Origin of the sequence: Limnospira fusiformis SAG 85.79, from assembly GCF_012516315.1 — a bacterium.
Taxonomy (GTDB): Bacteria; Cyanobacteriota; Cyanobacteriia; order Cyanobacteriales; family Microcoleaceae; genus Limnospira; species Limnospira fusiformis.
The window spans coordinates 4,823,923-4,849,425 of sequence record NZ_CP051185.1 but is presented as its reverse complement, the minus strand read 5'-3'; the positions used below and the strand labels follow the sequence as shown (position 1 = coordinate 4,849,425).

At 45.3% G+C, this 25,503-nt stretch carries 25 protein-coding genes, 1 tRNA gene and 2 pseudogenes; 15 read left to right on the top strand and 13 right to left on the bottom strand.

Translation table 11 applies throughout. The features are described from left to right. Window positions 1–12 precede the first annotated feature (12 nt). The 7 genes from HFV01_RS22865 to ltrA all read right to left on the bottom strand — a co-directional run bounded on the left by HFV01_RS22865 (window position 13) and on the right by ltrA (window position 4,617). Complete coding sequence (locus tag HFV01_RS22865) at window positions 13–339, bottom strand: DUF4926 domain-containing protein (RefSeq protein ID WP_006621509.1); 327 nt, start codon at window positions 337–339, stop codon at window positions 13–15. 190 nt (window positions 340–529) lie between these two features. Further along, window positions 530–703 carry an Asl3888 family RNA-binding protein gene (locus HFV01_RS22860; protein WP_006621508.1) on the bottom strand — a complete coding sequence of 58 codons (174 nt, stop codon included), beginning with the start codon at window positions 701–703 and terminating at the stop codon, window positions 530–532. Between the two features lie 415 nt (window positions 704–1,118). Then, window positions 1,119–1,406: an RNA-binding regulator gene (gene rbp, locus HFV01_RS22855; protein WP_006670612.1), complete on the bottom strand. Its 288-nt coding sequence runs from the start codon at window positions 1,404–1,406 to the stop codon at window positions 1,119–1,121. Between the two features lie 199 nt (window positions 1,407–1,605). Next, window positions 1,606–1,692 (bottom strand) — tRNA-Ser (locus tag HFV01_RS22850). Between the two features lie 99 nt (window positions 1,693–1,791). Beyond that, the gene (locus HFV01_RS22845) at window positions 1,792–2,511 is read right to left on the bottom strand and encodes a hypothetical protein (RefSeq protein ID WP_006621506.1); all 720 of its coding nucleotides are present in this window, start codon (window positions 2,509–2,511) and stop codon (window positions 1,792–1,794) included. Beyond that, window positions 2,499–2,729: a preprotein translocase subunit SecG gene (secG, locus tag HFV01_RS22840; protein ID WP_006618748.1), complete on the bottom strand. Its 231-nt coding sequence runs from the start codon at window positions 2,727–2,729 to the stop codon at window positions 2,499–2,501. The genes HFV01_RS22845 and secG overlap by 13 nt, the downstream gene beginning before the upstream one ends. Before the next feature lie 124 nt (window positions 2,730–2,853). Next, on the bottom strand, window positions 2,854–4,617 hold the full coding sequence (gene ltrA / locus HFV01_RS22835; protein ID WP_193520413.1) for a group II intron reverse transcriptase/maturase: 1,764 nt from the start codon (window positions 4,615–4,617) through the stop codon (window positions 2,854–2,856). Between the two features lie 282 nt (window positions 4,618–4,899). On the opposite strand from ltrA, the gene HFV01_RS22830 reads away from it, so the two are divergent. Together HFV01_RS22830 and HFV01_RS22825 are read left to right on the top strand one after the other, a co-directional pair. Further along, window positions 4,900–5,175, top strand: coding sequence for a hypothetical protein (locus HFV01_RS22830; RefSeq protein WP_008057167.1), 276 nt, complete (start codon window positions 4,900–4,902; stop codon window positions 5,173–5,175). 133 nt (window positions 5,176–5,308) lie between these two features. Continuing rightward, complete coding sequence (locus tag HFV01_RS22825) at window positions 5,309–6,808, top strand: MFS transporter (protein ID WP_035758743.1); 1,500 nt, start codon at window positions 5,309–5,311, stop codon at window positions 6,806–6,808. Window positions 6,809–6,825: 17 nt separating this feature from the next. On the opposite strand, the gene HFV01_RS22820 is transcribed toward HFV01_RS22825, so the two are convergent. The 3 genes from HFV01_RS22820 to HFV01_RS22810 form a co-directional block, all read right to left on the bottom strand. Next, complete coding sequence (locus tag HFV01_RS22820) at window positions 6,826–7,560, bottom strand: M50 family metallopeptidase (RefSeq protein WP_006621501.1); 735 nt, start codon at window positions 7,558–7,560, stop codon at window positions 6,826–6,828. A 110-nt stretch (window positions 7,561–7,670) separates the two neighbouring features. After that, on the bottom strand, window positions 7,671–10,322 hold the full coding sequence (locus HFV01_RS22815; protein ID WP_008057162.1) for a C39 family peptidase: 2,652 nt from the start codon (window positions 10,320–10,322) through the stop codon (window positions 7,671–7,673). Window positions 10,323–10,492: 170 nt separating this feature from the next. Beyond that, window positions 10,493–10,927: a peroxiredoxin gene (locus HFV01_RS22810; RefSeq protein WP_006669135.1), complete on the bottom strand. Its 435-nt coding sequence runs from the start codon at window positions 10,925–10,927 to the stop codon at window positions 10,493–10,495. 159 nt (window positions 10,928–11,086) lie between these two features. On the opposite strand from HFV01_RS22810, the gene HFV01_RS22805 reads away from it, so the two are divergent. The 4 genes from HFV01_RS22805 (at window position 11,087) to HFV01_RS22790 (ending at window position 14,779) form a co-directional block, all read left to right on the top strand. After that, window positions 11,087–11,494 carry an Npun_F0494 family protein gene (locus HFV01_RS22805; protein ID WP_228116471.1) on the top strand — a complete coding sequence of 136 codons (408 nt, stop codon included), beginning with the start codon at window positions 11,087–11,089 and terminating at the stop codon, window positions 11,492–11,494. Window positions 11,495–11,521: 27 nt separating this feature from the next. Then, complete coding sequence (gene cobQ, locus HFV01_RS22800) at window positions 11,522–12,988, top strand: cobyric acid synthase CobQ (RefSeq protein ID WP_187757928.1); 1,467 nt, start codon at window positions 11,522–11,524, stop codon at window positions 12,986–12,988. A gap of 164 nt (window positions 12,989–13,152) precedes the next feature. Further along, window positions 13,153–14,073, top strand: coding sequence for a MotA/TolQ/ExbB proton channel family protein (locus HFV01_RS22795; RefSeq protein ID WP_006621494.1), 921 nt, complete (start codon window positions 13,153–13,155; stop codon window positions 14,071–14,073). Window positions 14,074–14,170: 97 nt separating this feature from the next. Beyond that, complete coding sequence (locus HFV01_RS22790) at window positions 14,171–14,779, top strand: ExbD/TolR family protein (RefSeq protein WP_193520412.1); 609 nt, start codon at window positions 14,171–14,173, stop codon at window positions 14,777–14,779. 58 nt (window positions 14,780–14,837) lie between these two features. Here the strand turns inward: HFV01_RS22790 and HFV01_RS22785 are convergent, their stop codons facing one another. Both HFV01_RS22785 and HFV01_RS22780 read right to left on the bottom strand, forming a co-directional pair. Beyond that, the gene (locus HFV01_RS22785) at window positions 14,838–16,130 is read right to left on the bottom strand and encodes a recombinase family protein (RefSeq protein WP_006621492.1); all 1,293 of its coding nucleotides are present in this window, start codon (window positions 16,128–16,130) and stop codon (window positions 14,838–14,840) included. Beyond that, a complete protein-coding gene (locus HFV01_RS22780; protein ID WP_006669132.1) occupies window positions 16,127–16,489 on the bottom strand; it encodes a VOC family protein in 363 nt (120 codons plus the stop codon). Before HFV01_RS22780 ends, HFV01_RS22785 begins: the two co-directional genes overlap by 4 nt. 169 nt (window positions 16,490–16,658) lie before the next feature. On the opposite strand from HFV01_RS22780, the gene HFV01_RS22775 reads away from it, so the two are divergent. The 7 genes and pseudogenes from HFV01_RS22775 to HFV01_RS22755 all read left to right on the top strand — a co-directional run bounded on the left by HFV01_RS22775 (window position 16,659) and on the right by HFV01_RS22755 (window position 23,089). Beyond that, window positions 16,659–17,954, top strand: coding sequence for a M16 family metallopeptidase (locus HFV01_RS22775; RefSeq protein ID WP_006669131.1), 1,296 nt, complete (start codon window positions 16,659–16,661; stop codon window positions 17,952–17,954). 94 nt (window positions 17,955–18,048) lie between these two features. After that, window positions 18,049–18,654, top strand: coding sequence for an IS607 family transposase (locus HFV01_RS22770; protein ID WP_193521301.1), 606 nt, complete (start codon window positions 18,049–18,051; stop codon window positions 18,652–18,654). Further along, a complete protein-coding gene (locus HFV01_RS22765) occupies window positions 18,611–19,726 on the top strand; it encodes an RNA-guided endonuclease InsQ/TnpB family protein (protein ID WP_318286300.1) in 1,116 nt (371 codons plus the stop codon). The genes HFV01_RS22770 and HFV01_RS22765 overlap by 44 nt, the downstream gene beginning before the upstream one ends. 128 nt (window positions 19,727–19,854) lie before the next feature. After that, window positions 19,855–20,598, top strand: a pseudogene (locus tag HFV01_RS31140) (peptidoglycan-binding domain-containing protein); the annotation flags it as partial. A gap of 45 nt (window positions 20,599–20,643) precedes the next feature. Further along, complete coding sequence (locus HFV01_RS31135) at window positions 20,644–21,675, top strand: C39 family peptidase (protein WP_035759853.1); 1,032 nt, start codon at window positions 20,644–20,646, stop codon at window positions 21,673–21,675. A gap of 115 nt (window positions 21,676–21,790) precedes the next feature. Next, window positions 21,791–22,012, top strand: a pseudogene (locus HFV01_RS32200) (peptidoglycan-binding domain-containing protein); the annotation flags it as partial. A gap of 45 nt (window positions 22,013–22,057) precedes the next feature. Continuing rightward, on the top strand, window positions 22,058–23,089 hold the full coding sequence (locus HFV01_RS22755) for a C39 family peptidase (protein ID WP_035759850.1): 1,032 nt from the start codon (window positions 22,058–22,060) through the stop codon (window positions 23,087–23,089). A 6-nt stretch (window positions 23,090–23,095) separates the two neighbouring features. On the opposite strand, the gene HFV01_RS22750 is transcribed toward HFV01_RS22755, so the two are convergent. Continuing rightward, the gene (locus HFV01_RS22750) at window positions 23,096–24,472 is read right to left on the bottom strand and encodes a gluconeogenesis factor YvcK family protein (RefSeq protein WP_006621486.1); all 1,377 of its coding nucleotides are present in this window, start codon (window positions 24,470–24,472) and stop codon (window positions 23,096–23,098) included. A 39-nt stretch (window positions 24,473–24,511) separates the two neighbouring features. On the opposite strand from HFV01_RS22750, the gene HFV01_RS22745 reads away from it, so the two are divergent. Together HFV01_RS22745 and HFV01_RS22740 are read left to right on the top strand one after the other, a co-directional pair. Continuing rightward, window positions 24,512–24,709 (top strand): hypothetical protein, encoded by a 198-nt coding sequence (locus HFV01_RS22745; protein ID WP_146743248.1) that lies wholly within the window; start codon window positions 24,512–24,514, stop codon window positions 24,707–24,709. Continuing rightward, the gene (locus tag HFV01_RS22740) at window positions 24,694–25,476 is read left to right on the top strand and encodes an ABC transporter ATP-binding protein (protein ID WP_193520410.1); all 783 of its coding nucleotides are present in this window, start codon (window positions 24,694–24,696) and stop codon (window positions 25,474–25,476) included. Before HFV01_RS22745 ends, HFV01_RS22740 begins: the two co-directional genes overlap by 16 nt. The last annotated feature ends 27 nt before the right edge of the window (window positions 25,477–25,503 follow it).

The window sequence follows — 25,503 nt, the reverse complement described above, 5'->3', positions numbered from 1 at the left end:
AGTGCAGTTTTATTATACCTTTAATTCTGGCGAATCTGGCTGAGATTGGGGCGCTACAGAAGCATCTAAAACCGCTTGGGGTACTTCGTATTTAGTCCCGCCAAAGAGAGTGCCTAAATTACTTTCATCAGAGGTTTCTCCCATCACCATAAATTGTTCCGGGTTAAGAATCAGGTTTTCATACTCACCCCCCATAGTTAAGTCTACCGAATAACTTTCTTGGGGATTTTCATAACATTCTACAACTGTTCCGACAGTTCCCTTGGGGATAATTTGGCGACCAAAATGGGCTTTTATTTCTATTACCGTTTCAATTCTATCATAGAGTTTAGCTTTCATTGATTTTTGCCTCAATTTTAGGAATCATCAGCCATAAAACAACCCTTCCCCAAGGACTAGGGAAGGGTTTAAGTTAGTCTGGAACCTTGTCCAAACAATCAGGTTTAAACTGGGCTTTCCAATACATTTGGGAAGCGTGATCAACAATCAAAGTTATTTGTATAACTGTTGTTATCACCAACCTAATCACCTACTCAGCCTTAGAATCTTGTTCTGAAGATGTTTGCTCACCCTCAGACGGGCGATCGTTGCGGTTGAAGCGCTTATTACGAGCTGAGTGGGGGTTGAATCTCTTACGATACTGGCGTGCATTGGCCAGGTTGCGTTCAGCCTTTTCTTTTTTTAAATTACGACGCTTGGCCATCACGATTACCTCATAAAGACATAGTTGTGCTTGAACTTCCCCAATACTAAAAGTATGGGGATTCCTGCCTACCCTCAAACGGGGGACAGCGGGACATTCAAGTATCCCTCTAAGCCCTCCAGCCTTGGCAGCTATTGGGCTTACTTTGGTTTTTTTGGTTTCCGAGTCGATCGCCTAGCCATATAGCTACGCTCTGCATCTTCCCATTACTTGTCAGTTGTTTAGGCAGGCGGCGAGCATGGCAGTAGTGACTTACTGTGCCGGGATGGCTCCGAGACTAGAATACTTCCTTGGGTAGATGGTTCTCCGTACTTAATTTGGCTACGCTAGTTCGCCGTGTTTAGGACTGCGAACCGCCTACATCCCCATCGCTGCCGTCACGGACAGGCGATCGCTTTTCGGGTCAAAGGACTTTCTAATATCGTGGTTTGCGGCCCCCTCTATCAGACGGTTTCTTATCTTCCCGAGGACGAGCTAGGTTAACTCGGATTTCTCGTCCCATCCACTCAGCACCATCAAGTTCTTCGATCGCATGAATTTCTTCTTCTTCGGTATTCATTTCCACAAACGCAAAACCACGAAACTTTCCAGTTTCGCGATCGGTGGGAAGATGAACCCGTTTCACCGTGCCATATTCTGCGAAGACTTCTTTTAGATCTTCGTCAGTGACATCATAGGATAAGTTCCCTACATAGATTGACATTTGTTTCCTCCAAAATCATTGATAAACGAGGGGACGACAGACCCGGGAGGAACGTCTGCTAATACCTTACGGAAATAACCAGCTAAGATCAACAACAAACTTTACCACCGAATCAACTGTTCTTAGATCATATCTTAGCACCACCAGGGTTCAGCTAAGGAACTCACCTTGATTTATCCCGATCGCATGAGTTAGCGAACGGAGAGGGAGGGATTCGAACCCTCGTTAGAGTCACCCCTAAACAGCATTTCCAGTGCTGCGCCTTCAACCACTCGGCCACCTCTCCAAAACCGTCGCATTTTTTAGTTTTACTCACAAGATATGTATCTTAGCAGAAGCCTATATGATTTGACAATACCCTTTGCCAAATTTGTTGAGATACACGCTAGACCTTCATTTGAGCCCAACCCAGTTGAGTGGGTTGTTCATAAATACGTCGCAGCGTATTCACATCACGGGGCGAGATCGGGGGAGGTTCCCGAACCTGGGAGTAATACATCACATCAGTTGCCGTGGGACTATGGCCCCAAATCCCCAGGGCGTGTCCAAATTCGTGGCGAGTGGCGGCGGTAATATACTTGCCGCTTTGGGTAGGACTCAGCCAAATAGTAAAGCGATGGACTAAAATATAAGAGTCATTCCCAGTAATCCGTTTAAAAAGCTGATATCTGGCTTCCGCAGAACTAGCCCGCAGCCTTCCTGGTTGTAGGGGAGGGCGACGGCGAAAAATCTGGACCTGGGCGCGATCGCTATCCTCAATAATTTCTATCGGTAAATAGGGGTTCCAGTCCATCACTGCATCTAAGACCAGATCCCGCCAATTTTCAGCCCCTGGATCTTCTGGGGATTCAATATAGACACGAACCGGAAAACTAGACCAGACCAGATGACCAAATGTAGGTGGCGCTATCTGGTCGAAATAATCACCACTGTCCGTAGGATCTTGCCATTGTTCCAGAGATGGGGGGAGGGGATGGGAATCAAACGGGATTGACAGATCAACAGCAGGCGATCGCCAACCGTAAACTACGATCAGGAAAATCGTAAATAGACTCAATCCTATTAGCCGAACCCTCACCAACCCCAAAATCCCTATCCAAGCCAACCAGCGCTTAAAATCGTGGTTAACCCCATAAACACAATTGCTAGTATCCAGGTAATGCGATTTAGGGTAACTTCCGCTGTTTTCGCGCTAGTAAACAGTTGCGCCTGTCCACCAATTCCCCCAATACCATCACCCTTGGGACTGTGCAGGAGTACCAAAATCACCAACCCTAGGGCCGAGAGTGACCAGATTGCCTGTAATATATCAGTAAGAGCCATAGTTCGTCATCAATTCCGTGCGTTTCGATTAGGGGTCGAGAGTGAAGTCGCCTTCACCCCCTCCCATTCAGAACCGTACATGAGACTTTCACCTCATACGGCTCCTAGTCTGACTGCCTCTCTGTTAAGAGTACAACAACCTCTCTTCATCAAGAGCTGTTTTATCATCGTGACAGTGGCGATGTAGTAGCTGAAGGTTCTTGTATTCATCCTTTCCGCCTTGGCTTCGAGGTACAATGTGGTCTACTTCAACTATATCTGATGGGGTAAAGTATTGCCCACACCAGGTACACTTGCCTTTTTGCTTTTTAAGTAGTTTTGCTACCCTATTTGGCGTGTCGATTGCTTGTCCTTTCCTGGTTGCCCAGTAAGTCCAGTTTCCGTCGTATGGTGTTGCTTCCGGGCGTATTAGGGTATGTCTGACAATTGGAGTCCAATTATGTTTCCATAATGTGAATCCATCTTTAGTCTGGAATAACCAAGATTCATGCCTTTCTTTCCCATTACTAAGTTTAACCGTTCCATGTCTGAAATAGTTTCCTAGCTTATCGTAACTTGCCTTTCTGCATCTTGATTCTGTCCATGCCCGCAACATTTGCCAAACTATGTGGTCTAGCTTTGTGAAGGTCTCTGTTGAGACTACCCCTGAATAGTAGTTTGACCATCCCCTTATGATTGGGTTTAGTCTGCTAATCAGGGCTGACTGGGGTGCAGTTTTATGTTGTTTAATTGCACCCTTAATCACTTCAGTGTGGGCTTTAACTGCTTTCTTGCTGGGTTTGATGTGGGTTTTGTGACCGATTAATCGGCTTGCCATTCCCCCTGTTTTCCCAGATTTATATTTTCCTACCGGATATTGCCTGATATTGAATCCTAGAAAATCAAACCCGGGTTCTTCAGGCTTGCCATTATACTCAATGGGATTGAGCGTGTGGCAAATTCGAGTCTTTTCAGGTTTAATCTCTAATCCTACAGGTTTTAACCATTCAGAAATTGCAGTCTTGCACTGTTCAATGATTTCAAGGTCTTTTGATATAACTACAAAATCATCGGCGTATCTTATAAGGTTCACCTGAATGGCTGTTCCTTTATTTGGATACATTTCCTTAACTAGCCTCTCCATTCCCAACAGTGCGATGTTGGCGAGTATTGGACTTATTACCCCTCCTTGGGGTGTCCCTGATTCTGTATCCTCGAATACACCGTTATCTAGCACCCCTGCTTTAAGCCATTGTTTCAGGTCTCTTTTCAAGCTGCTTGGACAATGAATTTTGGACAGTAGATAATCATGGTTTATTCGGTCAAAGCATTTTGTTATATCAGCGTCTAACACAAAATAACTGCTGTGTTTGATACACAGATAGATTCGTGCTATCGCATCCTGGGCGGACCGTCCAGGACGGAATCCGTAACTTGTGCCTTCAAACTTCGATTCCCATTCAGGTTCGAGAGCCGACTTAACCAAGGCTTGCCTTGCTCTATCTTGGATGGTGGGTATTCCCAGAGGGCGTTTTTCATCCCTTCCAGGTTTTGGAATCCACACCCTACGCAGCGGTTTTGCTTTGAGATTTCCTTTAATATTCTCAGCAAGTTCAAGCCTTTGCCTTGGGGAGATTACTCTCATTCCATCGACACCGGCTGTCTTTTTGCCTTGATTATCTTGAGTCACTCGTCGCACTGCTAGAAGCTGGGCATAATATGACTTCACCAATAGACGTTGCAACTTTCTAGCCTTTGCATCCTGTCCCGATTTAGCTGCTTGAAATATCCTCTTTTGGAGCTTAAAGACGTATCGCTGAACCTTGGCCCAGTTAATACTTCTCCATACATTCGTAGTCTTTGTAAGTTTTGGTTTCCCAAATCCCTTACTTTCTCTCGATTTCGTCATTTTGACTCCTACTAGACTCTATTCTTACAATCAAACCGTGACCCGTTAGCATATCCCTGTCATTACAACCGGGCGTTTGGCTTTTGGTCACATCTCACATCCTCTAGGACTTGCGGTTACACTTATCCCTACTGAGGTATCGACCATACTCTCAGAGTCCAGGAGGACTTAAAACGTTCCGTTTATATGGGCATTCCATCTTTAGATTTGTCCTCTCCACCGGGGTACTTTAAAGGTCTGTGTAGGTAGTGAAAGGATTCTCCTACTTTTCCCCTTACTCTTTTGAGCGCAGCGTATCAACCTATTTCGCTACAATCTACTTACGATGGTTCAGGCCAGACATTCGGTTTCCCTAATCATGGATGGTTGGCAGTGGTCGCGTCTGGTAGTTGGTTCTACTTCACGCCTTCCGTTCCCCGCTTCAATCCCAGGGGTGTGAGTCCTGAAACTGGGGGTGGCTATCGCCGTTACCCTCATCTCTGTGTCGTCCCATTTCGTTATGTTAAGAGTTGTTACGAGTTGTTACAGAGTGTATTGACCTTGGGTTCCCTGCCTTGATTTTTTATCGTATGATACTAATCATTGGGACATATAAACAGTTATAGGGATGGTCAGGAGTGCGCTCCTTATATTCAACCAAGGGGCTGAATTCCCTACCAGGCGGTTATTTCGGGCATTGCAGCCCTATTTCATGCCTGAACGTCTGGCACGCTTTCAGTATCTTAACATTAAACAGATCAACTCCATGGATGACTGGGAAACAAGAAACGGCTTAGACCTAAGCACACCCGTAGATTACACAGACTACAATTCAAGTTCAACAGGTAACTCCTACAGTTCGTCAGAGACTGCTGGTAAAAAGCCTAGTGCGCCGACACCGCCCAACTCAGACCCCCCTCCCCCTGAGCCAGAGGAACGGGGATTTTTACCAGTTTTGAGAAATCGCAATTTTCTCGCCTTGTGGAGTGGACAGGTTTTCTCTCAACTAGCCGATAAAGTCTACCTAGTCCTAATGATTGCTGTCATCTCCACTGAGTTTCAACAGGCTAACCAGAGTATTAGCGGTTGGGTCTCGGCGGTAATGATTGCCTTTACCATTCCTGCTGTATTATTTGGGGCAGGAGCCGGGGTCTATGTAGACCGCTGGCCGAAAAAAATGGTGTTAGTGTTAACAAATTTGCTGCGGGGTGGGTTGGTTCTTATCCTCCCGATTCTTCTGTGGCTATCTGAGGGAATGAAATTTACCAAATTCCCCTTGGGGTTCTGTTTGCTATTACTGATTACCTTTTTAGTCTCGACTCTCACTCAATTTTTTGCCCCCGCAGAACAGGCGGCTATCCCTTTAATTGTTGAACGGAAACATTTACTATCTGCTAATTCCCTATATACAACTACAATGATGGCTTCTGTGATTGTCGGTTTTGCGGTGGGGGAACCGCTGTTAGCTTTAGCCGATACCTTGCTAGAAAGGCTGGGGAGTCAATTACCTGTGGGTAAAGAGTTGATTGTCGGTAGTGGATATGCGATCGCCGGTTTACTATTACTATTGATGAAAACTGGCGAACAACAAAATGTTAGCTCACAAGAACAACCCCACATCCTCGAAGATTTACGCGAGGGGATGCGCTATCTACGAGATCATCATGGAGTCCGTAATGCTTTACTGCAATTAGTCATTTTATTTTCCATCTTTGCCGCCTTGGCTGTTTTAGCCGTTCGGGTGGCGGAGTTGATTCCTAACCTCAAATCATCACAATTTGGCTTTTTGCTGGCTGCGGCGGGCTTGGGAATGGCAATTGGTGCAGCTATTTTAGGTCATATCGGACACCAATTTTCCCACTTTAGAATCGCACTATTGGGCTCAATTGGCATGGCTATTTGTTTGGTGGGTTTAGCATTTTTTAGTCAGCAACTAGCACCCGCTTTAGGGTTAATTTCGCTGCTAGGCGTATTTGGTGCAATGGTAGGAATTCCCATGCAAACAACCATCCAAGCCGAAACCCCAGAAGAAATGCGTGGTAAGGTGTTTGGCTTACAAAACAACGCCATTAATATTGCCCTATCACTACCCCTCGCTTTGGCGGGTATTACCGAAACCTTATTCGGTCTGTCTTCTGTATTCTTGGCTTTAGCTATACTATCTGTACTCGCAGGTAATTTAACGTGGTATATTTCCAAAAATGAGCGGTGAGTATGGGTAATCAATGGTTAATTATTGATGATTGATTCATCAGAACCATAGGCTATTTTCAGACTCCACCAGAAAATAGCAGTAGAAATAACCATAATTAAGGCAGCCCAAAACCATTGAGGTAGAAACAAGTATTGGGCAATTATAGCAGTATCAGAGACCAAATTTTGACCATTGATGTTAACCCAACTACTGCCAAATAAATAATGTTTTTGGTGGTAGGTACTAACAATGGCTTGCATTCCCATGAATTGTACAGTAAAAGCCTGGATTTTTTGGGGTGTTTGAAAGGCAATGGATAAAATTAATAACCCCCATAATAATATAGCAAAAACTCCGAACAAAGTCCTAATCCATAATAAAACCGATAGCAACATAATCGAACCTAAAGCCATTAAACACCAGTGGGCTGTTTGATAACGACGACTAGATAATATTAAGATTCCACCTGCTACAGCGGGACCCAAAGGACCACCCATTGCTATTAATGCTCTGGCTAAAGAACCAAAGTTACCGGAATTATATGCGAGACCAGAACCATTAGGAAAAAGTAAGAGTTTATGAAAATTTCCTCCCAGTAAAATAGCAGTTAATCCATGACCCATTTCATGAAACCATGTAGCCAAAATGGAGAAAGGATATAAGACATAATTTCCCCAGTAAAATTGCCATAAGATAATGGTAGCAATAGCAGCAACAACTAACCCAAGCACCCCAATTTTAGATGATGATGAGTATTGAAAATCAGACATAAATTATCCCTCTTTTGTAGACCGGGGGCTAAACCAGATCTTAGCCGTGATTATATTTTAGCCTGAAATCCAGTCAAGTCGCCCCAGGGTCAAAAAAGAGGGTCATTGAGCTAAGGTCGGATGAAATGCGCCCAGACATTGCCATCTGGTCCACAAACTCGATTAAGATAGCTATAAGAATAGGGAAGGCGGCGACCCTCGGTGTTGGAATAGCCAGTGTAAGCATCTCCCCAGGGGTCATGAACGATATAGCCATATCGGTTGTAACCAATAACGGTGACAATATGACCGGAAGGAGTAAAATCTCCGGCTAATACGACCGGACGACTATTAATCAACTCGTTGCGAACTTCAGACCAGCGGCGAGTTGTGCTAAAACTGCCTTGAAAACCATAGGCGCGAATTAAGGCTGATAAAACACTATGGTTAGTTTGAGAACCTTGTCCAGCATAATCAAAACACCACTGTAAGAGTTCATCTTCTAACTGTCCACCCCATTTAGAACGCACACCATAGTAGTGCATGACCATGGCGATACAGGTAACATTACAAGTAGACCAATAAAATCGGGGATTATCTCGCTGGGAAAAATAGGGAACATTGATTAGCACTTGTGGGGGAGTCGGATCAAAAACTTTTCCCCCCCGTTGAAACTTGACAAACTTGGGAAATATATAACCGGTATTACCAAAATTCGGCAATTCTTCAGTTAAGGCGACTCGGACATGGCTTTGATCTGTACTGTAGCTACTAACACCATAAACCCGACCCAGAGGAAGGGTAACTTTTTCTGATTCTGCTAGTTGTCCTGAGTCTACGGGGCGTTTTTTGAGGACGGTTGTTTCCCTCATGGTCATGGTAATAGCATCGGGGTTATATGCGATCGCTTTTCCATCTCGCAATAAACTGACGTGCTGCCAATAAACATAACCCACATTACCAAAACCGGGGATAGATTGGTCTAGTGTGACCCGGAAATGACCTTGAAAGGAAGCATATCCGCGAATAGCAAAGTTTTGTCCTAACAGTAACTCAGCAAATTGATCAGGTGCTAAATTGGCAGAATCAATCGGTTGCGCCTTAATTCGGGTAGTGGTGGTCACTAGCATTTGAGCGCTAATATTAGTGTCGGGAACTTCCTCCATGTCAAAGGCTAAGGTGGTGCTTCCTTTCCGTAGCCGAACATGACCCCGGAAAAAATAGCCAAAGGAACCAATGGGAGGAATCCCATTTTCTAACAATAGTTTTAAGTGACCATCTACTAGACCATATTTGCTCACTTTAAATGTTTGACCAGCGGGGACGGTGACTTGTTGTTCAGAACCGAGTAAATTAGAATCGATAGGTGATACTTTAAATAGGGTATCTTCTATAACATCAAGTTGTAGAGATTCCCCTACGGTCATGGCGTTTTCACTGACGGTAATATTGATAATTTGACTGGCTACCAGTTGACCTTGATCATCTGTGGTTTTAAGGCGCAGCCATCGATATCCGGGTTCACTAAATCCGGCTTCTAAATTAACTGTCCAGGTTCCGGCTTGTCGATTTATAACTACTTCTAAAGGATAACGATCTTCGGCTACTAAAGAAACAGCGATCGCTTGTTGACCATCAAATTGACCCTTCAGAACCACAGGTGTATTTATTAACACTTCTGGGGGGCCTTCATAGGTAAGGCTAGGAGTCGGAGAATAGGAAGCTGTAGCCCGGTTTAATTGCACAAAATTAGGAAAGAAATAACCGGTATTACCAAAACCCGGGAAATTTTCAGTTAAGGCTACTTTTAGATGTCCGTCTTCAGTGGTATAACTTTGTACCCCATAAATCATTCCGGCGGGAAGGGTAACTTGTTCTTCTGGAGATAAATAAGCTGAGTCAATGGGGCGTTTTTTAAACAGGGTGGTATTGATAATGGTTAGGGTAATGGCATTATGATCAAAGGTGATTTCACGGTCTCCCTGAAACATTTGCAAATGGTAGCGATACAGGTAGCCTACATGACCATAACCGGGAAGTGACTCGGTGAGTGTTACCCGAAAATGATCAGCTACACAGGCGTAACCTAGGGCTAGATAACTACTCCCTTGGCTGAGGGGATAGATGGCATTTTCCGGCAGTTGGGATCTATCATCAGGACTACGTTTAAGCACTGTATCATGAGTGACCCATATTAGTTTGGTTCCCGGAGGGTTTGGGGGTATATCATCTCGATTAAACCATAAAATTTGAGCCCCTTGTATCAGCAAAATATGTGACCGATATAAATAACCAGAACGCCCTAAATCACCCAGGGGATTAGTTAATTCAATATAAAAGTGATCATTTTGCAGTTCGTAGCTATCAACTGCTAAAATTTCGCCAATTTCTAAATCATATTTCTGCTCTGAGGTTAGTCTATCAGAGGCGATCGCTTGATGTTTCAATGATGTATTTTGTAAGACGATTAACTGAGTAGATAAACCGACATTAAGCCCAGTATGACCTACAGTAAACTCAGCCCAAGTGTCAGCGACAACCTTACCAGATTGGTCTTTGCCTTGAACTCTTAACCAGCGTTTTCCAGCGGTATTAAAGCCTTTAGGCATGGGAATAAACCAAATCCCTAATCGAGGACTTAGTTGGGTAGGTAAAGGATATTGATCCTCAGCCATAACCGAAATCGTATCAATGTATTGACTAGCGTAGTTACCAATCAAAACGACAGGTTGATCGATGATAATATCGTTGGGACCAAGATAGCTCAGGATAGTTTCACTCATCTTCCTAAAAACCGTAGGGGTAATAACCGTAGGGTGTCTAAGGGTGCATTTGACATTACACATCCCACAATGGTTAGCATAACTCAGTGGCGCACCAATAAAGCCACCCCTAGAAAACTCTACAGGTGGCTCATCGTTAAAAACGGATATTTTTTGAATTAGCGATCGCACTAATTGACTTTAGCAAGAATATCCTGAGCGTGGGTAGAGGTGTTCACCTTGTCATCAACATAGTCAATGACACCCTCGCCATTGATAATATAGGTAACACGCTTGGCATAACCGCCGCCATCTACATCATAGGCTTTGGTAATAGCGCCATCGGTATCCGCCAAAAGTTGGAAAGGTAAGCCATATTTTTCGGTAAACAGCTTGTGGGAGGCTTCGTCATCAGTGCTTACACCCAGAACCACCATATCCCGGCTTTGATAGTTTTCGTAGTTATCCCGGAAACTTTGGGCTTCCTTAGTGCAACCAGGGGTGTCATCCTTGGGGTAGAAGTAGAGAACAACAGTTTTCCCAGCAAAGTCAGAGAGGGAAACCGTATTCCCGTTGGTATCTTTAGCGGTAAATGCGGGGGCCTTAGTACCAGCAGATAAAGCCATGTTATGGTTGTCCTCCTGAAAACGAGTTTGATATGCTTTGTCTATTTGTGAAGTTATTTTAAGATATTTTGCAATCAATTACACAATCCGATCAAAATTTGGGTCTACTGGTGGAGGATAATATACTCAAAACCAGCCATGAGGAAAGCCCATCAACCCATGAGTGCCCCTAATTCGGTTTCCAAGTCGATAGAATATTCTAGCGGGACGATCGCCCGAGCCCAGCGAGCCATCCGCTGTTCTCCATTTCAAATCAAACTTTTAACCGATTCCATTGACCAAAGCGTTAAACTGAGTGCCATTAGCGGAAATCGGGGTGTAGAGTTAGGATATACGCGATCGCCTCTACCGGAATTGAGAGCCGAAAACGCCCTTTTATGGCTAATCCAAGTCGGAGTATTGAGGCGAGAAGTAGACGGTCAGGGAATCACCGATAGTTTTCGACTGACTCCCCTGGGGCGAAAAGTAGCAGAACGACTAGCCGATGATATAAATAACAGCAAACCCCCATCATGGAGCGATCGCCTCAGTAATGCCCTGAGGCGTTGGTTACGCCTTCCCCTATAAATTAGCATCTCTGGTCAAAATCCCGAAATGAAAGCAATCATGGTGGTTGGAACCACATCCCATGCCGGAAAATCCATGCTCGTCACCGCCCTATGTCGGATTCTACGTCGTCAAAATCTGCGGGTAGTTCCCTTCAAAGGGCAAAATATGGCTTTAAACTCCTACGTCACCCCCACCGGCGCAGAAATGGGTTATGCACAAGCCGTACAATCCTGGGCGGCGGGTTTAGTGCCAAATGTAGCCATGAACCCAATTTTGTTAAAACCCCAGGGAAATATGACCTCTCAGGTAATTCTGAAAGGGAAACCACTCGCCACCCTCAAAGCTACCGAATATTATGAGAAATTCTTTGATACCGGGTGGGATACCATCACTAAATGTCTGGATTATCTGAAAAAGGAATTTGATGTAATTGTCTGTGAGGGCGCGGGAAGTCCGGCGGAAATCAATCTCAAGCACCGAGATTTAACCAATATGCGAGTCGCGCAATACCTGCAAGCATTCACCATATTGATAGTTGATATTGACCGTGGGGGGGCTTTTGCTCATGTAGTGGGAACCCTAGAATTGCTAGACCCAGAGGAACGAGCCTTAATCAAGGGCATTGTGATTAACAAATTTCGCGGTATGCGATCGCTGCTCGATTCTGGTATTGAGTGGTTAGAGAAATACACCGGAATCCCCGTCCTCGGAGTAATTCCCTGGGTAGATATCGCCATGCCAGCAGAAGATTCTCTCAGTTTACTGGAACGCCGTTCTCGTTCCGACAATATTGATATAACCATCGCCATAGTGAAGATTCCTCGGATTTCTAACTTTACCGATTTTGACCCCTTAGATGCCGAATCCACCGTTAAAGTCCAATATGTCGAACTCAATCAACCCCTAGGACATCCCGATGCCGTAATTATCCCCGGTTCTAAAACCACCATTGCTGATCTACTAGCCCTGCAAAAAAGTGGCATGGCTTCTCAAATTCAGGATTATGTAGAAGCAGGCGGTCAGGTCATGGGTATCTGTGGGGGGTATCAGATGCTAGGACAACAGGTATCTGATCCCCGTGGCTTAGAGGGTAAAATCGGAGACTTTCCCGGCTTAGGTTTACTTCCCATCAAAACCATACTTTTATCAGACAAAGTCTCCCGCCAGCGGTTGGTAACATCGAATTATCCAGAAATCGGATTTCCCGTAGAAGGCTATGAGATCCACCAAGGGCGGACTCAAATTTGGGACAAACGGGAGACAGTACCCCTATTTGACGATCACGATTTAGGAGTAGTCAGCAGCAATAGATCCGTCTGGGGTCACTATTTGCATGGCATATTTGATAATAGTCCCTGGCGTAGGTCTTGGTTAAATCATCTCCGAAAACCAAGGGGATTAGGAACCTTACCCACCGGGATTCCTAACTATCGCGAACAACGAGATCTGATGCTGGATACCTTAGCTGATGTGGTCGAAGAATATTTAGACCTGAGTACCATTCTCGGTTGACATGGTGGGGGGCGACCCGGAATCGGGTTTCTCGGGGGAATTTGTCTTCCCCCCCTTGTCACTTGTCCCAAGGCGATTAAAATTGAGATTGCTTTGGTTTATGGAAAACAGATAATTTTTTCGTCAATCTTGGCTAATGGGAGATCTGAAGGACAATAGGTTATATGGATATTCAACAAATCTTGGAGAGAGGCGGCCCAGCCATGTGGCCCCTAATGGTATTATCAATTTTATCCATTAGTACCATTATTGAAAGACTGTGGTTTTGGGGAAATACCCTCACCCGTGAACGCCGAATTGTCAACCGGGTTTTGGATGTCGCCCGGAGGGGACAGTGGGGAATGGCTTATCAGATTGCCAAACAAAGCAATAATCGCCCCATGGGAAGGTTTTTTTATGCCCCCCTTAAACTCGCTACCCCAGACCCTGAATTATTTAGTCTCGCCCTGGAAGCCGCCGCTGAGGAGGAATTTGTTTCTATGCGACGGGGCGATAAAATCCTAGAGGCGGTAATTGCCCTCGCCCCTATGTTAGGTTTGTTGGGAACAGTTTTGGGTCTGATTAATTCTTTGGGTTCTATCCGCCTGGGAGATATTGGTACTTCTTCGGCTGCTGATGTCACCCTGGGAATTGGAGAAGCCCTGATTAGTACAGCTACAGGCCTGATTGTGGCTATTATCAGTCTGGCTTTCTATCGCCTGTTTCAAGGCTTTTCCTTTAGCCAAGTTAAGGTCTTCCGAAAAGCCGGAAATGAATTAGAATTACTCTATCGCCAGGATTGGCCAGAGGTTAAAGCTCAGATGCTGCTTCCGGGAGAGGCTAATGATTCCTCTTTGATGGCGGAAGAACCCCAGGAGGATTTTCCCCTAAAAGGTAGTTTAATTAAGCTACCGGATGAGGAGGGGTCGGAGGATGAGGAAACTCCTTTAATCAAATTACCTTCAGAATCTGAGGATGAGGAAACTCCCTCTCAATCAGAATTCCCTGGGTCGGTAGCTGAACAAAATACTTTAATTAAACCTGTGATTAAGGGTAATTCTCGCTTGGCTGATGATGATAAACATCAAAAAGGAGAGCTTGAATAATATCAACAACACGACCAGAGCAAATTAAACCTTTGTCATTGATACCAAGATACTAACAAACACCCTTTTTGGTGGGACTATCCACGGAGGCAGATTGATGAAAGTTAACATAGATTATCAGGTTGATGAGGGGCGCATTGAACTGCTACCCCTGATTGATGTGGTTTTTTGTATTCTGACGTTTTTTATTTTGGCAGCCCTACAGCTTACCCGACAACAGGCGATCAATGTGGATTTGCCACGGGCGGGGACTGGTGAAACTCAGATGCAAAAAATGTTGGTGGTTGGGGTGGATATTCGAGGGGATACTTATATTGACCAGCAACGGGTTAATTCTCAACAAATGCAGCGGGCTTTGGAACGTTTTTTAAGGTGGAATCCTAGTGGTTTGGTGGTGCTGTATGCCCCTAAAGATGCCCGTTATAATGATGTTGTACAGGTTTTAGATAAAATGCGGGCTGTGGGAGGCGATCGCGTTGCTTTGGCTACTTTACCGAGTTCTGAGGAAATGCCCTCTCCGGTTGATTCTGAGGGTTTATTAGCCCCTGATGTACTGACACCTAATAATGGGGTGGAACCTCCTATTAATCCTTTCCTCCCCTCTCAGCCGCTTAATGAAATGCAGCCAGGGAGTCCTTTATTGTCGCCTCCGGGTTCCCCCACTTCTCCCACTTCTCCCACTTCCCCTCTACTTCCTGACAATTGAAAAATCGATCATTGTTCCGGTCAGCAGCCACGGCTATTACAGTAGATACATTGGGGGGTTAAAAAATAAAATTTAGTTGTAAATGCCAGTGGTGGCGATCGCGAATAATTTGGATTTTTTGCAGAAACTCCCGCAGATAAAATCGCCTCTCCGTTTCTGATAAATCTAGCCAAAATTGGCGGATAGAAACCGCTTGAGCCGTGGCTTGTAAATTCACTGGGGGAAGTTGGGATAATTGATTCTCTAGTTGGGCGATTTCTTGGCGCAATTTATATTCCCTAATGGTGGCAGTTTCCCTGTCTAAGATTCCTGTGTTTTGCAGAGTTGGCAGTTGATTGATGATGTCTTTTTTGTGGGCTATTTCATCATAAATCTGCTGCTTAAATAGGTCTAAATCTGGAATCTGTAATTGGGCAACTGCTGGGGGTAGGTCGGTACAAATTCGGTCAATGGTAGCCGATAAAATATCATGATAATTAAGGGATTTACACTTAGTTAAACGCGGACATTTTAGAGGTCTTAAATATAGATATTCTCGCTTTTTGTTATGTGTAGTTACCCGGCTAATGGTCATCCCTGAACCACATTCACTACACATTACTAAACCAGCTAAAGAACGGGGGGCGCTGGCTGTGCGAGGTGGGAGGCGCTGGTTGCGTCGTAATAACCTGTCGATTTGGGCGGCTTCTTCACGGGAAATAATCGGAAGATGAGTATTAGAAATAATATCGCCATTCTGATAAGCTAAATCCCCTCGATAAACGGGGTTAATTAACCATCGCTTCCCGGTAGTTACGGAGATTTTTTTATGATATCGCTTGTGTAAATACCGAACTGCGCCGCGTAGGGAACCGTACAGTAAAAAATGCTCAAAAAAGTCTTTAACTACAGGTGCGGTGCTGCGATCGATGGTGTAGCGGTCCTTTCCTCTACGGTAGCCATAGGGTGCTTTTCCGGGGGGAGGAATGGCTTTTAAACGGTTGCGCGCGTGTCCTTGGCGGATACAACGGCTGTGGTAACTTTGTTGAATTTCCGAGATAAATTTGATTAAATCTACACGGGAAATATCGGAGGATTTTAGGTCGGATTCAATGGCGATAACTTGGATGTTTAAGTGTTGGAGTTGGCGGAGGCGATCGCTAACTTCTAGGACAGAGTTACCCAATTCTTCATAGCGTTGGATTAATAAATAGTTGGGGGGTGGTAGTTGTTGACAATCTTCTAGCATTTGCTCTAGTTGTTGGCGATCGCCAAAATCTTGATAAATCCCATCAATATCCCATCCCCAAATCGTCGGATCTGGCGGCGGTTCTAACAGCGGTTCCGTATAAGAATAGGCGAGAATTTTCATATTTGACTCAATTCGATAATATTACCATCAGGGTCAGCCACAAAAAGGGCTGAACGACCGGAAGCGCTCATTTGAAACGGGTAATTATGGCGGGTGAGTTGTGCTTTGGCGATCGCCAAATCAGCCACAGCGAAAGCTAGATGTCGGTTGCGTCCCCATTTGGCTTCATTGACTCGATCGCCAATTACTTGTTCAGATTCAATTAGATGAATTTGCCAATCACCAATCTGATACCATATTCCTGGGAAATTCAAAGGGCGATCGACAGCAGTTAACTGTAAGATCTGGCTATAAAATTGCTGAGATTTTGCCAAGTCCGAGACTAAAATGGCTGCGTGTAGAGGTTTGGTGATGTTCATAGTTGGGAGCAATTATCGATAATTGTTGTGTTTGACCTGTGGTTGGTAGTATGCGATCGGGCGATCGCATAAACTCCTGTAGTATCAACCAAATTATCACCAAATCCCCGTAACTCTGCTATAACCCCATTAAGATAGATAGGGAAAAGACCACAGGGCTAAAGATCCAATGACTTCTATCCTACTTGAATCAAATATCACCCGCTCACTAAACGCTCCCACCATCTACAAATTATCAAATGGTCTCACCATTGTGGCAGAACAGTTACCCGTTGAAGCCGTGAACTTGAATGTTTGGATTGATGTTGGATCCGCTGTCGAACCCGACCCGATCAACGGGATGGCTCACTTTTTAGAACACATGGTGTTCAAAGGGACTCCCAACCTCAAAGCTGGGGAATTTGAAAGACTCATCGAACAACGAGGCGCTTTAACCAATGCAGCCACCAGCCAGGACTACACCCACTATTATGTTACCAGCGCTCCCGCCGACTTTGCTACCCTAGCCCCCCTACAGCTTGAAGTAGTATTTAACCCAATTATTCCCGATGATGCCTTTGAGCGAGAGAGGCTAGTAGTATTAGAAGAAATCCGGCGATCTGAAGACAACCCCGCGCGTCGTTCATTTCAGCGGACCATGGAAACAGCCTTTAAGCGTCTCCCCTATCGTCGGTCTGTACTAGGACCAGCAGCCGCTATTGAACAGTTAACTCCTCAGCAAATGCGAGATTTTCATCGCAGCCATTACTGTCCCCAAAAAACCACGATCGCAGTTGTGGGAAATTTACCTGTAGAGACTTTAATTGGAACAGTAGCCGAGTCTATCCCATTACAGACACCTCCTGAACTTCCCCCAGAAGTAGATCTGCATCATCTGATCCCAGAGTCAGGATTTAGTGAAATTGTCCGCCACGAAATCATAGATGATAGCTTACAGCAAGCTCGATTAATGATGGTGTGGCGGGTTCCCGGACTCAATCAACTCTCAGAAACCTATGCTTTGGATGTTTTGGCTACAATTTTAGGTCAAGGTCGTACCTCCCGCCTAGTGCAGGATTTACGAGAAAAGCGGGGTTTAGTGTCTGGGATTAGTTGCAGCAATATGACCCAGAGGCTACAGGGAGTATTTTATATTTCCGCTCGGTTGCGGGTCGAACACTTAGCCGAAGCCGAAGCGGCGATCGCAGAACATATTAACCGACTCCACAGGGAATTAATCACCCCCACCGAAATGACCAGGGTACGGACTCAAGTAGCCAATCGGTTTATTTTTGGTAGTGAAACACCAAGCGATCGCGCTAATTTGTATGGTTACTATCAGGCGATCGTCGGAAATGTGAACCTAGCTTTAGAATATCCCAGCCAAATTCAATCCCTCAATGCCGAACAATTACAACAAGCCATCCGCCAATATTTATTACCCCAAGCCTATGGGGTAGTTATCCTGAAACCTCATACCCCCTAACGAAACTGAAACCGGGAGCATGATTTAATCTCAAATTAGGTTAATATTTTAGGGCAATACGGTATAATAAGCGAGAAGGGTTGAGGATAAACCTATTGCCAGATATGTCAAACCCAAGGAAGCCGCCCAAATCCTTGGAGTCCATGAAAGAACACTCCGCAGATGGGACTCCAATGGCTCAATCGAGACCATCAGAACCCCTGCTGGGCAACGACGATACAACGTTGAGTCATATACTGCCAAATCAGGCAGTGACAAACGCAAAGTCGTTATCTATGCCAGAGTTAGTAGCCGCGCCCAGCAGTCAGACCTCAACCGACAGGTGGCCGCACTGTCCAACCTCTACCCCGAAGCAGAAGTCGTCTCAGAAATCGGAGGCGGGCTCAACTTCAAGGGAAAGAAAATGCTGGCCTTACTGGGACATCATTTGTCAGGAGATGTCGGCATGGTTGTCGTTGCCCACCCAGACCGATTGGCAATATGGGGATTTGACTTGTTTCGATGGCTCTGTGAGCAAAACAGGTGTTCACTCATGGTTCTCAACCAGACAAGTCTCAGTCCAGAACCAGAAATGGTTGAGGACATCCTCGCCCTCCTCCACTGCTTTAGCTCCAGATTATACCGACGGAGTAAATACAAAACTCAGGTCAAAGAAGATCCGGATTTACCCCAGCCCCGAGCTAAATCAAGTCTGGCGTAAATGGCTGGCTGCTTGTCGGTATTGCTACAACCAAGCAATTGCATTATCCCGGAGTGGTAAACGACTAAGCAAGTTAAAGTTACGCAATAAAGTGATGCAGAGCGACTTGCCTGCATGGGTCACAGAAACACCCGGCCATATTCGGCAGAATGCTATCTTTGATGCCTATCTCGCCTTTTCAGCCAGTCCTGGCGCCAGGTTTAGGAGCTGTCGGGATAGTTCTCAAGCCATCAAGTTTAACGATGCTAATTTCTCTTCAGGGAGTTGGTATCCAAGACTCACGAAAGGATTAACTTTCATGGTTTCCGAACCCATCCCTAAAACTTGCGGGCAAGGGACTCAGTTGGTGTTTACCAAAGGTCGATGGTTGGCGATTTTCCCTGAACCAGTTGCCGTTACCCCAACTGAAGCGAATGGCGTGATTGCATTAGACCCGGGCGTCCGAACTTTTATGACCGGGTTTGATGGTTCACGATTTCTGGAATTTGGCTCCGAGGATATTGGACGCATTACTAGGCTATGTCAACATTTGGATGATTTGATCAGCCGAATCGCCAAGGAACCCTGTCGTTCAAGAAGGCGACGGATGAGGCAAGCGGCTCAACGAATGAGAACCAAAATCCGCAATCTAGTTGATGAAGCCCACAAACAAATTGCTCACTACTTGACTCACAACTACAGCATAATTTTTCTGCCCACCTTCGAGACTTCCGATATGGTTGCCAAGGTGAAGCGTCTAATCAAATCCAAGACTGCCCGCGCCATGCTGACATGGGCGCATTATCGATTCAAACTAACCCTGAGACATCAAGGGGAAATAACTAGAACCACAGTTGTAGATGTGACGGAAGAATACACCAACAAAACCTGTACTCACTGTGGTCATGTGCATTCCCAGCTAGGTGGCTCAAAAGTGTTCCGATGTCCGGAGTGTGGGTTCACTCTACCCAGGGACTGGAACGGTGCTTTTGGAATCTTTCTAAAAGCTTTGCGGGATACCGCCTCTGTTACCTTAACGGGTAATAGTGCTATCGTTGCATTGTCCGGGAACAACCGGAAAAATGTCGCGTAAATGTATCAGTTGATATCCCCTTCTAAATCTCGACCCCCTCTGATATTTTGTATCAAATAATGAATTATTTGTAGGGGGGGTCAACAAACCATGTACAATTGCAGTGATTTTGTGACCTAGCACCCAAAATGAGACTACAAGATTTCCTAGGAACCAATACTCGATATGATATACAACAGATTGATGATGACGAAGCTCTGAGTCGTCAAATCCAAACTCGTCTGATTGATTTAGGACTCCTAGATCCCCCAGCCGATGGTATTTTTGGCCCCTTATCAACCGCCGCATTCAAACGATTTCAGGAGTTAATGAACATCAGTGAATCTGGTATTCTGGCCACTGAAACTGCCCAAAAACTCCTAGACACTACCACTATGCGGCCCCCGAACATGAGGCTTGAGGATTTCCTGGGAACTAATATTCGATATGAAATCCAAGCCATTTATGATAATGAAGGTTTGAGCCGTCAAATTCAGACTCGACTGATTGATTTAGGACTCCTAGAACCGCCAGTTGATGGCATATTCGGCCCCTTATCAACCGCCGCATTCAGACGCTTTCAGGAGTTAATGAACATCAGTGAATCTGGTATTTTAGGCTCTGAAACCGCCAAAAAACTGATAGAAACCACCACTATTCGACGGGAAAATATGAGACTACAGGACTTTGTAGGGACTAATATTCGATATGACTTCCAAGCCATTTATGATAATGAGGCTCTGAGTCGTCAAATTCAGATTAGGCTGATTGATTTAGGACTCCTAGCGCCCCCAGCTGATGGCATATTCGGCCCCTTATCAAGGGCGGCTTTTCGGAATTTTCAGGAGTTAATGAACTGTAGCGAACCCAGTGGCATTCTCGGCACAGATACCGCCAAAAAACTGATAGAAACCAAAACTGTTAGTCGTCCGGGAAATATGCGGCTACAGGACTTCCTGGGAACCAATCTCCGATATGATGTGAAGGCGATTAATGCTGATGCAGGTTTGAGTCGTCAAATTCAAATCCGGCTCATTGATTTAGGGCTGCTAGACCCGCCCGCCGATGGAATCTTCGGTCCCAAGTCAACCGCCGCGCTGCACCGTTTTCAGCAGTTAATGGAATGCTCTGAACCCGGATTTATTGGTTCTGAGACTGCCAAAAAACTCATTGAAACTAAGGTTTCTGACCTCCCCGTAACTACTCCCATTTTAAAAGTCATCAGAAATACAGTTTTCAAGGTGAGACCGATCGCCTCTTCTCAACTGAACAACTCCGAGAAATTTTCCATTCCAGCCGGACGGGAATTTTCAGTTTTGGCTTATGATCCGATCCGGGCGCATTTAAGGGTAGCTTTGCGTAATGAGTCCTTTGGTGGTTATTCCATCTTGTATATTTGGGCTGGCCATGTGGAAGTTTACGAGGGAGGGACCAGAACCCATCCCCGACCCCTACCAACTAGCCGTCGTCTGAATGTCCCCTTCAAGTCACAATTAGATAATTTCTACAACCCCACAGGCGCTTGTAATGTCACTTCCATCGCCATGTGTTTGGCATATTTTAATATTCCGCGTCGCAATTTGAGATATCGTCAATTTGAGGATGAACTATATCGCTATGCCCTGGATATGGGTTATAGTCGCCATAATCCCTACGATTTAGCTCGCATTGTCCGAGACTATGGTGCTAGGGATCATTTTACCGAAAATGCCGTGATTGAGGATGTACAGGACTGGATCGCAGCCGGTTATCCTGCCGTTATCCATGGATACTTTACCTCCTTTGGGCATATTATTGTCGTGGTAGGCTATGACCAAAATGGGTTTATCGTCCATGACCCTTATGGGGAGTGGTTTTCAACCGGATATCGAACCGATCTAAGTGGTGCTTACTTACACTACTCCTATCGACTCATTCGGCGGGTATGTATTCCTGATGGTAATTTTTGGGTGCATTTCATCTCCAGGTGAGATAATTTAAACCCGACTTTACCAACTCCATAGGAATTGCGTAACTCCTGTGGAGTTGTCGAGTACATAGCCAGCCAAAAAACTTGTACAAAACACCAAAATTATAACTATAGACATGAGACTACAGGACTTTGTGGGGACTAATACTCAATATGATATCAAAGCCATTTATGATAATGAAGCTCTGAGTCGTCAAATTCAAACTCGACTGATTGATTTAGGACTCCTAGCGCCGCCAGTTGATGGCATATTCGGCCCCAATTCAACGGCGGCTTTTCGGAGTTTTCAGGAGTTAATGAACTGTAGCGAACCCAGTGGCATTCTCGGCACAGATACCGCCAAAAAACTGATAGAAACAAAAAGTGTGAATCGCCAGGGAAATATGAGGCTACAGAACTTCCTGGGTACAGATATCCGATATGATGTGAAGGAAATTAATGCTGATGCAGGTTTGAGCCGTCAAATTCAAATCCGGCTGATTGATTTAGGGCTGCTAGACCCGCCAGCAGATGGGATATTTGGTCCGAAGTCAACCGCGGCGCTGCATCGTTTTCAGCAGTTAATGGAATGCTCTGAACCGGGATTTATTGGTTCAGATACTGCCAAAAAATTAATTGAAGCTAAGGTTTCTGACCTCCCGGTAACTACTCCCATGTTAAAAGTCATCAGAGATACAGTTTTGAAGGTGAGACCGATCGCCTCTTCTCAACTGAACAACTCCGAGAAATTTTCCATTTCAGCGGGACGGGAATTTTCAGTTTTGGCTTATGATCCGATCCGGGCGCATTTAAGGATAGCTTTGCGTAATGAGTCCTTTGGCGGTTATTCTGTGTTGTATATTTGGGGTGGTCATGCGGAAGTTTACGAGGGAGGAACCCAAACCTACCCCAGAACCCTACCAACTAGCCATCGTCTGAATGTCCCCTTCAAATCACAATTAGATAATTTCTACAACCCCACAGGCGCTTGTAATGTCACTTCCCTAGCCATGTGTTTGGAGTATTTTAATATTCCCCGCCGTGATACGAGATATCGTCAATTTGAGGATGAACTGTATCGCTATGCTATCAATAAGGGCTATAGTCGCCATAGTCCCTACGATTTAGCCCGCATTGTGCGAGACTATGGTGCTAGGGATTATTTTACCGAAAATGCGGTAATTGAGGATGTACAGGACTGGATAGCTGCGGGTTATCCTGCCGTTATCCACGGATACTTTACCTCCTTTGGGCATATTATTGTCGTGGTAGGCTATGACCAAAATGGGTTTATCGTCCATGACCCTTATGGGGAGTGGTTCTCCAGTGGATATCGAACGGATCTAAGTGGTGCTTATTTACACTACTCCTATCAACTCATTCGGCGGGTGTGTATCCCTGATGGCAGTTTTTGGGTGCATTTTATCTCGAAGTAAAATTGTCTAAACTCTGCTATACCAACGTAGGAGGACTTGGGCGAGTCGTTTGGAGTTGTGGCGGACATAGCCAGTGTCGCTATCAACTTCAATGATATTGGTTAATACCATTCTTCGCCCTAATTCCTTGACGGCTTCCCGGTCAATAAAAACTGGGTGAGAGTCTTCTTGAGCATAGCGGATTAATGCTTGAGCCGGGGGGACTTTTCCTTGCACTAGGACAGCATCAAATAGTTGATGGCCACAAGCGTCATCGATCGCCCGAATGTGGTCGGCGACGCTGTAGTTATCAGTTTCTCCCGGTTGGGTCATGACATTACAAACATAGATGCGGGGGACTTGGCGTTGAGCGATCGCTTCCGTAATTTCTGGGACCAATAAATTGGGGATAACGCTAGTGTAGAGGCTACCAGGTCCGATAATAATCAAATCTGCTTCTTGAATGGCATTAATAGCTTTAGGAAGGGCTGGGGGGTTGGCAGGTGTGCAACCAATTTTGACAATTTTACCCCTAGCTTCTGTAATACTGGACTCTCCATGAATACGACGACCATCTTCTAATTTAGCCCACAGGTGAACATCGCTGAGGGTAGCGGGTAGGACTTGACCGCGAATAGCCAAGACCTTAGAACTAGCTGCGATCGCCCTTTCCAGGTCTCCGGTCACCTCTCCCATAGCCGTGAGAAATAAATTACCAAAACTGTGACCTGTCAAACCATCCCCAGCCCGAAATCGGTATTGGAATAATTCGGTCAATAGCTTTTCCTCATCAGCTAAAGCCGCTAAACAGTTGCGAATATCTCCTGGGGGTAATACTCCAATTTCGCGACGCAAGCGCCCAGAGGAGCCACCATCGTCCGCTACGGTAACAATAGCCGTGATATTAGCGCTGTAATCTTTTAAACCCCGCAGCAGGGTTGATAGACCCGTGCCGCCGCCAATAACTACGATTTTCGGACCTCGGTTGAGGCGGCGCAATGCTAGGAGGCGATCGACCAATTCCTGATCACCTTCCGGGGTGAATACCTGGGTAATAGAGTTAAAGCTGCGACTCTGACCCCAAAAAACGAATAGTAAACCCGCCAAAATTAGCAACGGTCCAGAAACCGAGTTAGGGATAATTTGGGTAATCCATTCCAGAAATCCCCTGAGCAGTTGCAAAATATAGAAAATTGGGGTCATTCCTGTCCAGATAGCTAACCCCAAACTGGTCAACAATACCCCTCCGGCGCTAATAAGTAACCACCGTTTGACTAGCAAACCGGGGGCTAACCATTTGAACCACTGTCCTATTCGTGAGGAGGAACGGTAGCCTGAGCGACTCCAATTTAGTCGGAGTTTGAACAGGCGACGCAGTTTCAATCTAAGGGAAATAATCGACATTGATAATAGACCTCAATAAAAATCTGTGGTGGTTAAATTTTGGCAAACCTAATTCGAGATGATAGCCTGTATCTCGCCATTTCTAGTTATATGGATATGGTGCATAGGGAAGAGTCTATGGCAAATTGGGAATGGCAGTATATCTTGTATATGTGCCATAGCTTGTGTATTACAGGCGGGTTGATTGATAACTATGTCCGGGAACCGAATCCAAATCTAATATGTCTGAGCCACTAATTGAACTGCGAGCAATTTCTAAAGCCTTTGGTTCCAATGTGATTTTAGATGGGGTAGATCTAAAAATCTATCCTGGTCAAGCGTTGGGAATTATCGGTCCTTCTGGGACGGGAAAATCAACGATTTTGCGGATTATAGCGGGGTTATTACCTCCTGATGCTGGAGAAGTATATGTCAAGGGACAACTGCGACGGGGTTGGGTGGATGATCTTAGTGATCCGATTGGTATTGGGATGGTGTTTCAGAATGCGGCTTTGTTTGACTCTCTTAATGTTCAACAAAATGTGGGATTTCGCTTGTATGAACACAGCAGACTTTCCCCGGCTACTATTCGTCAATTAGTTGAAGAAAGGCTAGAAATGGTGGGTCTGCCTAATATTTGCGATCGCTATCCAGCAGAATTATCTGGAGGAATGCGAAAACGGGTGAGTTTCGCCAGAGCCATTATGCCCAACCCAGAAACCCCAAGTGATAATCCCGAAGTTATACTGTATGACGAACCAACCGCCGGTTTAGATCCGATCGCTTCAACGGTGATTGAAGATTTGATTCGCAGCCTACAAAAGCGGGACGGGGGTGGCAGCACCTATGTGATGGTGACACACCAAGATAGTACAATCCGCAGAACCACAGACCAGGTAATTTTTTTGTATAAAGGTCAAATTCAATGGCAAGGGTCAATTGAGGAGGCTTACAAGTCCACCAATCCGGCGCTGAGACAGTTTTTTACGGGCAGTGTAAGCGGACCCATTCAGGTGGTCAATTAGCTGATGGGATCCTGAAATTTGTTAAGT